Source organism: Acinetobacter colistiniresistens (assembly GCF_024582815.1).
Taxonomy (GTDB): domain Bacteria; phylum Pseudomonadota; class Gammaproteobacteria; order Pseudomonadales; family Moraxellaceae; genus Acinetobacter.
In genome coordinates, this window is sequence record NZ_CP102099.1 from 3,230,987 (window position 1) to 3,244,417 (window position 13,431).

Sequence of the window (13,431 nt, forward strand, 5' to 3'; positions counted from 1 at the left end):
ACCTGTATCTAAATTTTGGCAGGCGTATTGTGCCTAAACGGCACATTTTATGATATGACTCTAGCTAATCTTTACATAATATAACAATTATAACTTAAGATTACCCTTTTGACCGTTCCAAGCATAAAACGCTCCGTTACATTTACACTGTAGGAGAAGCTCAATAGGATATCTATTATTAAAAATAATTACCTATAACAAAGCCAGGATGTTGCAATGTCAAGCTCAGCACAATATTACACTCGCACGGCACAAGTTATTCATTGGCTCATGGCTGCTATTTTCATTGTCGCCTGGTTGATTGGTTTCTATAGTGGTAACTTCCTCAGTTATGACGTTGATGGAAGCCTTAAGGGCAATGTGATTACCCTACATAAAAATATCGCCACCACCATTATCTTTCTGGTCGTTATCCGTATTTTTTGGCGCTATACCCACCCTGTCCCACAACTTCCCGATACCATGTCACCAATGATGAAAATCTTGGCACATGTTGGACATTTCTTGCTTTATTTAATGCTGCTTGCACTTCCAATTACAGGCTGCTTATTTAGCTGGAGTGCCGGGCATCCCGCACCAGTCTTGTACTTATTCGAAATTCCACGCTTAGTGCAAGACAATCCAGACTTGCTCGCCATTGTAAAACCTTTACACATCTACCTCTCTTGGTTTGCGGGTTTACTGGTGGCTGGACATGCTTTAGCTGCCATTAAACATCACTTGATTGATAAAGATAATGTGTTACTTAGCATGTTACGCCAGCCTAAATAAATTTTAGGCTTTAAAAAAACCGCTTAACGCGGTTTTTTTTTATGTGAACTATTATAACTATTATCGTTCCAATTTTGCACGTTTAGCAAGTTTGATGCCTTGCTATCATAGTACAAGTGAACTAATAAATATTTTAACGTTCCTATATTGCACGTTTACATATTAAATAGTAAAATCGTGCATATGAAGAACGTATTGAGCATTCAGAGAACGACCAATAGTTCACATTCGGTAGATTCTACCAAAGTGAAGGTCTATAACTTTTCTTACTTAAGAGGAGATGAACAGACTTATGCTATTAATTTGTTCAAAGATTGGATTGCTCAAGTAAAACATATTCAAGGTTTGAAACAGAATACAATAAATAATCATAGAGATAATTTGATCCGATTATTTAACTTTAGCCAAGTTGCTCCTTGGAAGTTGAAGCCTCATCATGTAGTCGCTTTTTTTGAATCTAAATTTGATGAAAAAACAGGCTCATCAATTTCACCAAGCACATATGCAGCTTATTGTTCATCATGGCGTTCATTTCAGGGTTACATGTGTGATCCTGAACGTGCAAATGAAATTCAGAGAGTGTTCAATATACGTCCATCGAAGTTTGTTAACGATGAGAATAGTATTGCAGTAAAAAGATCTAAAGCTAACAATTGTCCTAAAGCTCAGGCATTAACTCCTGAAGAAATTTCATCAATGGATGAAACATTTAAAGCACTTATTTTGGAAGCTTATAAATCAAGGAGTAAATCATTACTCCCTTTGCAAAGAGACCGTGTGATGTTTCATATAGCAATACATTTTGCATTGCGTATATCGGAGTTAGTTAGCTTGCAAAAGCAACAATTTTCAGCTCACCATGATCAACGTATGAAACATTTTCATAATCATGCATTACTTACTATCACAGGTAAAAACAGTGTGACTGGTACAGTTCCAATGAGAGAACCTGAAATTTATAATTTACTCATTTGGTATTTGGAAAATATTCGTCCCAAAATTTTGATGAGACGAAAAGACCAAAAAGATGGGGTATGTCTTTTTGAGGGAACAGAATATTTAATCTCTAATTTGGTTTTTCCAAGTGAACGTGGTGGTGTGATTACTCCAAATACTTTTAGAAAGAGATTAGAGCAAGTTGCTCTTCTTTCTGGAAATGTTGGATTTAAACCCACACCTCATACGTTACGTCATACAGGCTGTACATTGATGCTACCATTATATTCGCCAGATATAGCACAAAAATACATGCGACATAAAAATCTATTTACCACTTTAGGGTATTATCATCCTACTGTTTTAGATGCAGCTACACAGCCTAATCTTCCTATTGATTTATTTGGCGATGAATCCTAGTGAGGATGATTAAAGGAACATTGTATGAAAGTTAAGTTGAGAAACCGTTTAGAAGTCTTGATGAAAGATAATGGTGTTTCTACATTTGAAGAAATGGCAGAACGTATGACTAATAACCAAAATTGGGAAATTACTCGTTCAGCTCTGAGTCGAAAGTTTAGAAATCCTAACCCCCCTTTGACACTTGAAATTATTGCAGCCATCTGTAATGAATTACAGTGTCTACCTAATGATCTATTTGAGATAGAGATTTCAGATGCTAGTGAAGAAGATATAAGTGACCTACAAAATAGAGTATTACCGTTTCGTTATGGTCAAGTGAAAAAACTACCTAGCAAAGAGGTTGGGCATGAGAATAAAATAGTGGTATCACCACAACAAAAAAGAAAGCATAAAGTTGATACTACCGTTTTAGAAGATGTTCTTGGCCCAAATGTAAGCCATCTACATAAAGGTAAGATTGACAATGGTTGACAAAGCAATGGGATCATGTGTTCTGTGCAATCAAATCCTTTGTAAAGCAAAAAGTGGTTTGATAGGGACACATTGTTCTAAAGCTAAAATTTCGAAGAGAAAAATTAAAAGCGATGAGATATGTTGGGCCGATAGTCATGGACTAAAAAAGTCATGCTCTGATCTGCTGAAAAAAAATTCTAGATTACATCCTCCAAAATTTATTAAACTTGGAGAACTCCTTAAATCATTGGTTGAAAAATCCGAGAAAGGTGAAGCTTCCTTAGAAAAATTTGTAATTGATCTTTCTGATAATGAACGCCATTTTTTAATGCAATATGCAAATGGTGAAATTAAACTTCTTATGGCTGAAATATTTAACAAGTATAATTTGGTTATTAAGCAAGATTTAATTGATTTAAAAATTCCTGAAGATTTACCAGATGACTTTATTTTATTACTAGAAAGTTATAAGCATTTTTTTATACGAAGATATAATGTTTTGATGAGTAAAAATCATTATAGAACTCCGCAATATATGAGGAGAAATCTAACAAAATCTATATCATTAATTCGTTATCTTAGTTCAATTGGAATGACAGACTGGTATCAAGTAAAAGATAAACATATTGTGAGTTATCTAGAAAGTACAAGAAAAAATCTTCATATAGAATTAAAAAGATTTATTAATTATGCCAATAATGATCGAAAACCATTTAAAAAACTAGGTTAGATAAAAAAGATCTGGCTCTGCCTTAAAATCATCTGTAAAAGTAAAAACTTATACAGAGTCAACTATTGATAGTTTTTGGAAGAAATATATGCAAAACATAGTCATGCTGAATATTTGATTGCATGGTTAGTCTGCAAGTTAGGGCTTACCGTGGAATTTTCTTACAACTTAAATATGTCACAAATTGTTTTAAATAAAGAAAATAAATATATTTTTAAGCCTTATCAAGTATGGTTAAAACTACCTAAGAATATAGGCGACCTTTTTTATGAGATATTTGATCAAACTTTTCCAGATTGGAGAAGCTATGATCAAGAAAAATTAATTTTTTTGAAACCTTTTCATTCTCTATTTACTGATGCTAGTAGAGCAAGTAAGGTTCTATTAAAAGGGAAAGCCAGAGAACTACGAACTACTGCTATTATAAATTTAATGAAAAGTGGCTTTCTTGATCGAGTGACTTTACATCAATCTATTGGCGTTTCTATGCCCTCTATCACTAAGTATGAAAATATATTCTCTGTTGACCTTCATTCGACAATACAACCTCATATTATTAAAGATCGAAATAAAGTGATTCAGGGTGAATTCAATGAATCTAAGCCTTTAATTAAAGAAGTCGATAAGAAAAACATAGATATTACTTCTGGAAAGGTTATATGGTATGTATATTTATTAGAATGTGAGAATAATAAAATTTATACAGGTGTAACACCTGATATAAATAATAGAATATTTCTTCACTATGAGGGTAAAGGTGCATTAATGACCAAATTGAATAAACCAAAAGCTTTATTGGCCTATAAGGCGTTTTCATCAAAAAGTGATGCTTTAAGCATGGAGCAACGAGTTAAAAAATGCCTAAAATTGGAAAACTACTACTTGTAAAAGAATGGAATAAAAATTCATCAAATTTCGTAGATGTAAATTAAATGACCATTTTCTTTACACTCATAAAACCATCCTAAAAATTACATTTTTCCTTTCATGAAATGTAAAGAAATTGAGATAATAAATCTATGTAAAGTTTAGGTACGTTTTATTATGATTATTGGATATGCTCGGGTCAGTACACATGACCAAAATCTAGATTCACAATTAGATGCACTCCAAAAGGCAGACTGTGAACAAATTTTTCAGGAAAAGATAACAGGAAAAACTAAGGATCGTCCTGAACTGATAAGTTGCTTGAAAGCCCTAAGAAAAGGTGATGTTCTGATTGTTTGGAAACTTGATCGCCTTGCCCGTTCATTAAAAGATTTAGTCGAGATTATTACTGACTTAAATCAGCGTGAGATAGGCTTTAAATCGCTTACAGAGGCTATTGATACCACCTCTGCTACTGGCAGGCTAGTGTTCCATATTTTTGGAGCATTAGCTGAGTTTGAGCATAGTTTAATTCGTGAACGTACCATAGCAGGTTTAGATGCAGCGAGAGCAAGAGGACGTAAAGGTGGGCGCAAACCATCCATGTCTGAAAAAGATATTAAAAAGGCCCAAGCTATGTTACGAGATCCTCAAATTACTAAAACAGAGGTAGCAAAACATTTTGGAGTAAGCCGAGTCACGCTGAATAACTCACTGAATAAATCTTAGAATTGTTCTTAGTTGCTATCTAACAAGAATTTCATATATTGGGGATGTATTTTCTTAATATCTATTCCTAACCCTTGGAATAGTAAACTAATTGCATCTTCCTTTTCTTTTTGCAGTCTATTATTAAAATCTTTTAAATTTTTGGAATCAGCATCACTATAACAATGCTGATAGCCTGAAACTATCTGCTCCATCCTAGTTATAGTTTTACTAAAGTTTAGCTTCATTTTAATATTACTATTGATATTCGTTAGATGACTTAGATTATCTCTAACATTTTCAATAACATGAGGTGGAATATACCAATCATATTTTGAATTCTCATATCGTAAGTCTAATCCTAAAAATTTACTGTTTCATTTTCAGAAATAATCTGTGTTTTTGACTTTTCATCAATTTCAGGAAGTGTTAAACCTAAGTTACTCAATTCTTGGAAAACTAATTCAAATACCTCTTTACACTGCTGTTCGGAATCAAGAAAAAATATCAGATCATCCGCATAACGGACATGTTTATATTTTTGCTTAATAAGCCAATTATCAAAATCATTTAAGTAAAATGATGCCAGTAAAGGTGATAGAGGCATCCCTTGTCTGACACCTTTCCCAATCTTAGACTCAATTAGCTTTTTATGCGTCTTTGCATATTCATGAGGAATACTTGGATCGCAGCAAATTATGGATTCAAACAAATAGAGTATGTCAGTTGGTATATTTTCTCGTATTTCCTTTAGCAAAGTTGCCCGAACTAAATTATCAAAAAACGATGCAATATCTGTTTTTAAAACAAAGGGCTTTGTATTTCTTAAATCTTTTGCCTTTTGTCTTGCTCGAAATATACCTACACCTGAAACAGAAAAATCGTTAGATTTAAGTACAGCTAACTCATGTTTTAAGTTCTGGGCAATGTAATCAATTAAAATCATCTGCACTAGACGATCTCTAACGGTTGGTATGCAAATTAAACGTGGCTTTTACTAGGATTCTTTTTATTCTCTATAATTACAGGATACAGTTTTTGAAATCTGTAGCTTTGAGTTTCAATTAATTTTATTAAAGACTCTAATTGAACATTTAAATTATTCTCAAATTCTTTAATTGAAACATAGTTGGTATGATATTTTTATCATAATTTTTAATATTTTTTTGTTTGAAAATTTTAAATTTTTCATCAAAATTTTCTTTAATAAAGTCTTTAAAAAACATGATTGTATAACTCTTTCTTCTCCATTGCGTCCTTGTAAAGCTATCTCGCAACGGTTAAAAAGGGACACATCCATTCAAATGGTAATAGCTCTTCTCATCGGTGATAAGACTAGCCAGTCCATCCTCATGGTTCTGTTCTGATGCACATTTCTGTGTTGTCGAGCGAACCAATGGTTTACAACAGTGTGAGCAATTTATTGCCATCTTTTTTCTTGAAATGCTACTATCAGTATAACATAAAACAACATCAAGAATCAACACGAAAAACTCCACAATTACCAACATAACCACCTGATTTTCCTGATAATTTTTTGACAAAAATATCAAAACCAACTGAAACAACCACTTGACAATATAGAGAATATCGGTTCTCCAAACCGCCCGTAGCCCCACGCCCACCATCTTGAAAAAGCCAAGTACCCCCCAAGTAATGATAGCAAGGGGACTGTTACATCCATTCAAATGGTAATAGCTCTTCTCATCGGTGATAAGACTAGCCAGTCCATCCTCATGGTTCTGTTCTGATGCACATTTCTGTGTTGTCGAGCGAACCAATGGTTTACAACAGTGTGAGCAATAGTAGGGTTTTAACCGACCATTTAGATATTTGAAATATATAAGAGTATTTGTATATCAGCAACATACAATAAACAATCAACTGTAATAAATAGTAAAAAAGCCATTTAGATAAATCTAAATGGCTTTATATTTCTAAATATCCAACTTCGGTAAACTTCTCACAATTTTCATTGTTTCCAAGCTGACTGTAATCACACGCAAGAACAAATCCAATGGGTATCTAGCATCACCCATAGTTTCAATTGCCCAATCATTTGCATCGTTTACAATACCACTGTCTTTGTGTGTAGAAACACCTTGACGCTCCATAACCCATTCGAGTGCTGACTTACCATTAACCACATAGTCATACGCCTCTACAGGGATTCCACGAATAGTGATCGCATTGTTATAAACCACTGTATCTTTTTGGTCTTTTTTCGGGAATTTCATTTTAGTCACATAGAAGTCTTTATCTTCTAAATGCTTCAATGATTTATTACCCAAGTCCAATTTGGCTTTGTACGGCTCAACAGTTTCGTAGTTTAAATGCCAATGTGCTAAGTCACGCCCCGCTTTAGAAAACGCCCAAAAATCTTCGGCTTTGTTCACACAAGGGATACGAGGTAATTCTTTAGTAAGATTGTCAGCATAACGACTACGATAATCTTCACTGTGCAATAAACCATACACATAGTAGAAAATATCTTCCTTGCTAATCGTTTCAGTCGGGTAAGCATCTGTGAAATGCTTTAAGCCTGCATCACTAATTGCATCTTTACGATTATATTGACCATCTGAGTTTTGAGCATCGGCTTGGCTAAACAAGTCAGAATCATTAGCTTTTACGGTGTTTTCTTCATAAAGGTAGAGTGGGAAGCATTGACCTTTTTCGATTGTATCTAAGCTTAAGATATTATTGCTGATTATCGTTGAAAATCCTGATCTAGCTCCAATTCCTGAAAGTTGAATTATTAAATTATTCGCATCTGCTGTTGGAAAAATTTGAGGCATCTGTAAAACCATTTCATTTAATCTACGATTAAAATACATCCATGATTTGATAAATGGTCTATATGTAGCACTATAAATCGACTTTCTTTCAAAAGATAATCTTTTATCTTTTTAAGGTCATTTTTAAAGCTCTAGTCCAACTAATTTTTGTTGAATCAATATTGATTAACTCACCTACATCCTTATTAGGATTAGCTTTTAGTAGTGGTTGGATACGATTGTTTTCAGCATTATAAAATTCAATTAATTTATGAACATTAGCTTCTAATTTTTGTTGTGAATATTGATAAACCCAAGCATCACGATTGGTTGCTACACCCAGTGAAAAATTATTAAACAAACTAATTGCTGTTTTAACTTTCTTATTTCCAATTTCAATAAATTCATTAAAACTATCATCACGTTGGTTTACCCAATCATTATGTGTATCAGGTGTAATGGTCACCCAACCATCAATCGTTGAGATACCATTGATACTAACTAGGTCGGAAATTTTTTCTAATTTTTCATTCCGTGTGAGATCATTACCTATGCTGTGATAATAGATTTGACCTTGCAGCTTAGAATTTGGATTCTTTACAAGAATTGAAATAGCTATACCAGCCATACTTCCACTACCAAAAACATTTTGCCCTTCCTGAGCAAGCCCTTTACTGAGCATATTTTTTCTAATATCACCCTTCAAATTAAATATATGTAGAGAAGAAAACTCATTCATTAGACTTTTTCTAAAACCATCCATAGCTGATTTTTCAATAAATCCACCATTGGTTACAAATCCGATTACACCACGGTCTTTAATACGATCACTTGCCCATCTGAATGCTCGAATATACGAATCATATAAACCTTTGGATAAAGTTGCTTTTGAATATTTTGCGTAAGTTTCTTCGATACGATTATCTAGGAAAGGATATTTTACATTGGCATTATCATCATTTGCGCTGGATTGCCCAATTGAATATGGTGGATTTCCAATTATCACCCGAATATCCAATTCTTTTTGGCGTTTACGTCTTGCACTGTTATCTACCAAAACCTTACTGACTAAATCCTCTTTTTCGTACATTTCAAAGGTGTCGGTTAAGCAAATCCCTTCGAATGGTGCATATTCAAGATCGGGATTAACTGTTTTCATCTGATCGTGATATACGGTTTCAATGTTGATTGAAGCAATGTAATACGCCAATAAAACAATCTCATTGGCATGAATTTCATTCTTATACTTATACGTTAAACGATCAGCAGGGATTAAACCTGATTGAAGCAAACGGTTGATAAACGTACCTGTACCCGTAAATGGATCAAGTACATGTACATTGTCATCAGCAAAGGTTTTACCAAACTCACTTTTGAGTACGTCATTCACACTATGAATAATAAAATCTACGACTTCAACAGGGGTATAAACAATCCCTAGTTTTTCAGTCATGCGTGGGAAAGCATTTTTAAAGAATGAATCGTATAGCGTTAAAATAATGCTTTGCTTACCTTCGGCAGTATTAATGCCTTCTGCTCGCATACGGACTGATTCATAGAAGGAATTAAGAGTATCCGCTTCTTTCTCTAAGTGATGCTCATTAAGGGCATCAAGTACCTTTTGCATTGCAAAGCTCATTGGGTTGTGTTCAGCAAAGCTATGGTCTTTAAAGAGTGCATCAAATACAGGTTTAGTAATTAAATGCTGTGCCAACATTTCAATGATTTCAGCATCAGATACGCTGTTATTCAAATCATCTCGTAATTCATGAGCAAATTCATTAAATGCTGCAATTTCATTTGTATTAGCAGGATTCTCAAGAATGGCTTGAATACGGTCAATATGTGTTTTGGCAATTTTTGCGACATCACTTGCCCAATCTTCCCAATGATGGCGATTACCGCATTTTTTTACGATCTTGGCATATAAAGCACGTTCAATCTCGCCGACTTCAAATACCATTTCCTCTTGAACTGGTATTGGAGTTGCGGCTGTTCCAATAGACGAACCGCCTCTGGCTTGTGCTGTACCCCTTCGTTTTTTACCTTCACTTAAACCTGTTGTGTTTGTTTCACCTTCATCACCTTTGGGTTTGGCTTTTTTAGCCTTTTTAACAACCTTATCAGCAACCGCAATGACTTCCATACGAGATACATCTTTGCCATTAAACTCAAGTTTGTTAATCATGGCATCAAAGCGGTCATCATGCGCTCGTAGGGCATTTAATACTTGCCACACTACACGATAGGCTTCGTTATTATTTAATGCTTGTTCAGGCTCTACACCCGCAGGGATAACGACAGGTAAAATTACATAGCCCAACTCTTTGTTTGGAGCTTTACGCATGACACGACCCACAGACTGAACGACATCTACCTGAGAGTTACGAGGTGTAAGGAAAAGCACTGCATCAAGTGATGGAACATCAACACCTTCTGATAAACAGCGTACATTTGATAAAATACGGCATGTGTTTTCAGGTGCTTGTTCTTTTAACCAAGTGATTTTTTCTTTCTTTTCTGTTGCATTCATTCCACCATCAACATGTTTTACTTGGCAGTTCAATTTCAATGATAGGTCAATGTATGGGTCTTCTTCTGTTCTGTACAAATGATCCATTTCTGCTTGTTGGTAGGCTTCAACAACAGCACTAAACATTTCAGTAATTTGTTTTGAACTTACCTTATGTTTTTTACCTTTGTATTCTTTTTCAATGACCTGACAGAAAGCAACTGCACGTTCCATTGGCTTTGCAACTGTACCATCTGGATTATATAAACCTTGTTTAGCTAGTGCTTTCCAACAGCCAACAATTTTTGCAGCATCATCAACTTTTAGAGAGTTATTTTCAGCTTTTAATAAGCTCTGTAATTGACGATTAATATGACTTTCTTCAACAGCAAGTACAATTACCTTGTAGTCACATAAAATGTCCATTTTTACTGCTTGTGAGAATGTGATGACATATAAATCATCACCATACAGTGATTTATCATCCATAGAGCAAAGGGTCACACCCTCTGTTTCTTTAGCGGTATCTCCATAAATACGAGGTGTAGCGGTCATGTATAGACGCTTCTTACCTTGTACATAGCTATTATCGTGAATCCGCACAAACTTGGATTCATCATCTCCCTCAAAAGTTGCACCTGTGGTACGGTGTGCTTCATCACAAATAATTAAATCAAATTCAGGGAATCCTGCTTTTTGAGCTTCTGCAATGACATCAATGGAATGATAGGTTGAGAACACAACATTCATGTCCTCATTGGCTTCATTCGGTTTAAATAAATCTCTTGCCTTAAATGCCTTAACTAAACTTTGGGGGTTGGTTGTAGCAGGGAATTTTAAGTCACTAATCCCAACTACAATATTGTCATCATCTTTTTTCTTACCAACATCACTATCAGAACACACTGCAAAGCTACGAATACCAATCATGGTATCCTGTGTCCATTCATCAAGTGTTTGGCTCAACAACGCAAGGCTTGGCACAAGGAATAAGACATTTTTACCACGGCCCGCTAATTCTTCTGCAATACGCAAAGAAGTAAAAGTCTTACCCGTACCACATGCCATAATGAGCTTGCCACGATCAGCCGCCGCTAAGCCGTGTTTAACAGCTTGAAGTGCAGGACGTTGATGTTTGCGTAATTGTTTTTTGTCACGAAAAATAGGCTTCACATTTGGATCAAAATCAAACTGTGTCCAGTCAATTAAGCTGCCTTCCAAATCTAATAAGGAAATAGTCGCAACAGGGGGATGTGCATCTAATAAAGATGATTTTGCGTTATCAGTCCAATCATCCGTTGAAGCCACGATATAACGATATGAAAAATAGGATTTACCAGAGCCACCTAAAAAGCTATCAATATCTTTCTTCTGAATTTTTGTAGTGTTGTAATTTTTACACTGGATTGGATGAAATTCGCCATCCATCGTTACCGCAACTAGGTCAATACCATAGTCTCGTTTATCCGTAATATTTAATTTTTCACCGTACTTTTCCACCCAATCTGCATAAGACAAAACTTCTGTGTAAAGTTCAGCATATTTAACCCGAATCGCGGATAAGAAATTGACTTGAAAAATAAGAGGACTAGAGCCATCAGTTGAGTTACCACACCAAACTCACAACTCTAGTCCTGATGTTCAATAGTACCGAATTATTCTGCGTAATTGATGATTTTTTTCTTAAATTTGAATCAACTTATTGGGAGTTTCTCAAACAAAACTGTGGTTCCTTAAGAATCAGAACTGCTCAACTCAAAATTTCAGAAATCTGCTTTATTGCCATTTGGTACAAATGCTCTCATTTCAATAATTTCAAAGCCTTTTTCACCTGGTTAAAAGAAGATAAAAGCCATTTATTTAAGTACTTGCCTTGCTATCAAAGGATGATTCATCTGATCAATATGCACCAATTGGCCCTACACGCTTTACATGTGGCGCTGATGAAAGACCAAACTACACAATATTTATGGATTGATTCAACAACTCTGCCAGTTTGTAAAAATCAACGGATTCAGCGTCATAAATCATTAGTCCAAATTGCATCACGTGGTAGAAGCTCAATGGGCTGGTTTTATGGCTGTAAATTACATATTGCGATGAATCAATTTGGTGAAATTGCCTGTTCTGCTTTATCGAATGGACATGTTGCTGACATAAAAATGGTTGAGCAATTGGTTGCTGGTATAGAAGCAAAACTTTACGGGGATCGAGGTTACATCAGCCAAGAATTAAAAATCAGATTGAAAGATCAAGGTATTGATTTAATTACTTATCATCGAAAGAATATGCAGGCTATTCAACTCTGTGCATCAGATGAATATCACCTAAGACAACGCAATAAGATAGAAACATTATTCAGTTTATTGAAGGGGCAATACAATTTAGTGACGAGTAAAGCACGTAGTATTCATGGATTTCTTGGAGGAATTTATGCCTCGCTATGCGCATATCAATTAACCCATCAAAATAAGCCAACAATTCAAATTAAGGAATCATCGGCTTAAGCAGGATCCGGGTTATTTAGGCTCATTCAAAAAATATTGAACCATCAAATTTTCAAATGAAGTGCCTTTATCTCTATTTGTAAGTGTAATTTTTTCGATAGATTGAAGTAAATTAGTTAAAGCTGACATTCTGAATAAGCTCCAAAAATTTTAAGTGTTTTTACACTAAAATTTAAAAATATATTGATGTGAAATTTAACATATTTATAAAAAGGCATTAGGAAATATAAGGTTTTTGAATTTCTTTACTAATAAAAATAAGAACAGTATGTGAAAAAGAAGAATTATTAAATACACATATTATCTAGGCTTTAGACTGTACATTTTACCGCCTGAGCCATGTATAAGATTACATCATGGGCAGTAACGACAAAAGTTGATGTCATTTGTAGGCAAGCTTTTTAAGTTCAACTAGATGCTTACTTATTACACGATTAGCGGCATGCATCATTACACGCATTGAAGCTTCATCATCTCCAGATTGCATTGGCATAACCTGACTCATCGAAGGAGGACGAGGCTTGCGATTTTCAGTCATAAAGTCTTTAAGACGTTTAACCATGCTGCATCTCACAGAGTTTCTTAACAATAGAATTAAATTCTAATACACATAATCTCTTTATTGAAATCACATTTTCACTCGAACTGAGTCAACAAAATGTAGCACTGTGGTCAAGCCACTAGTGGCGGTGTGACAGTCCATGTTAGTGGGCTGCAAGCTATTTTTGCATGGAAATAAATGTGGTT

Annotated in this window: 10 protein-coding genes and 1 pseudogene; 7 read left to right on the forward strand and 4 right to left on the reverse strand. The window is 34.7% G+C overall.

Annotation, left to right across the window (positions count from 1 at the left end):
• Positions 1-216: 216 nt before the first annotated feature.
• The 6 genes from NQU59_RS15500 to NQU59_RS15525 all read left to right on the forward strand — a co-directional run bounded on the left by NQU59_RS15500 (position 217) and on the right by NQU59_RS15525 (position 4,909).
• Positions 217-771 carry a cytochrome b gene (locus NQU59_RS15500; RefSeq protein ID WP_257064010.1) on the forward strand — a complete coding sequence of 185 codons (555 nt, stop codon included), beginning with the start codon at positions 217-219 and terminating at the stop codon, positions 769-771.
• 246 nt (positions 772-1,017) lie between these two features.
• Complete coding sequence (locus tag NQU59_RS15505) at positions 1,018-2,127, forward strand: tyrosine-type recombinase/integrase (protein WP_228129741.1); 1,110 nt, start codon at positions 1,018-1,020, stop codon at positions 2,125-2,127.
• Positions 2,128-2,151: 24 nt separating this feature from the next.
• Positions 2,152-2,601 (forward strand): helix-turn-helix domain-containing protein, encoded by a 450-nt coding sequence (locus tag NQU59_RS15510; protein ID WP_005204738.1) that lies wholly within the window; start codon positions 2,152-2,154, stop codon positions 2,599-2,601.
• Positions 2,594-3,313, forward strand: coding sequence for a hypothetical protein (locus NQU59_RS15515; RefSeq protein ID WP_257064014.1), 720 nt, complete (start codon positions 2,594-2,596; stop codon positions 3,311-3,313). The genes NQU59_RS15510 and NQU59_RS15515 overlap by 8 nt, the downstream gene beginning before the upstream one ends.
• Positions 3,314-3,388: 75 nt before the next feature.
• Positions 3,389-4,201: a GIY-YIG nuclease family protein gene (locus NQU59_RS15520; RefSeq protein ID WP_257064015.1), complete on the forward strand. Its 813-nt coding sequence runs from the start codon at positions 3,389-3,391 to the stop codon at positions 4,199-4,201.
• 156 nt (positions 4,202-4,357) lie between these two features.
• Positions 4,358-4,909 (forward strand): recombinase family protein, encoded by a 552-nt coding sequence (locus tag NQU59_RS15525; protein WP_005204743.1) that lies wholly within the window; start codon positions 4,358-4,360, stop codon positions 4,907-4,909.
• Positions 4,910-4,917: 8 nt separating this feature from the next.
• Here the strand turns inward: NQU59_RS15525 and NQU59_RS18810 are convergent.
• The 3 genes and pseudogenes from NQU59_RS18810 to NQU59_RS15540 all read right to left on the reverse strand — a co-directional run bounded on the left by NQU59_RS18810 (position 4,918) and on the right by NQU59_RS15540 (position 11,695).
• Positions 4,918-6,114, reverse strand: a pseudogene (locus tag NQU59_RS18810) (reverse transcriptase domain-containing protein).
• Positions 6,115-6,825: 711 nt separating this feature from the next.
• Positions 6,826-7,764 (reverse strand): type ISP restriction/modification enzyme, encoded by a 939-nt coding sequence (locus NQU59_RS15535; RefSeq protein WP_306436589.1) that lies wholly within the window; start codon positions 7,762-7,764, stop codon positions 6,826-6,828.
• Between the two features lie 25 nt (positions 7,765-7,789).
• Entirely contained in the window at positions 7,790-11,695 is a 3,906-nt protein-coding gene (locus NQU59_RS15540; protein WP_257064016.1) for a DEAD/DEAH box helicase, read from the reverse strand.
• Positions 11,696-11,814: 119 nt separating this feature from the next.
• Here NQU59_RS15540 and NQU59_RS15545 point away from each other — a divergent pair, with 119 nt between their 5' ends.
• Entirely contained in the window at positions 11,815-12,684 is an 870-nt protein-coding gene (locus NQU59_RS15545; RefSeq protein ID WP_161419859.1) for an IS982 family transposase, read from the forward strand.
• A gap of 382 nt (positions 12,685-13,066) precedes the next feature.
• Here the strand turns inward: NQU59_RS15545 and NQU59_RS15550 are convergent, their stop codons facing one another.
• Positions 13,067-13,246 (reverse strand): hypothetical protein, encoded by a 180-nt coding sequence (locus NQU59_RS15550; protein ID WP_005204749.1) that lies wholly within the window; start codon positions 13,244-13,246, stop codon positions 13,067-13,069.
• Positions 13,247-13,431: the final 185 nt, after the last annotated feature.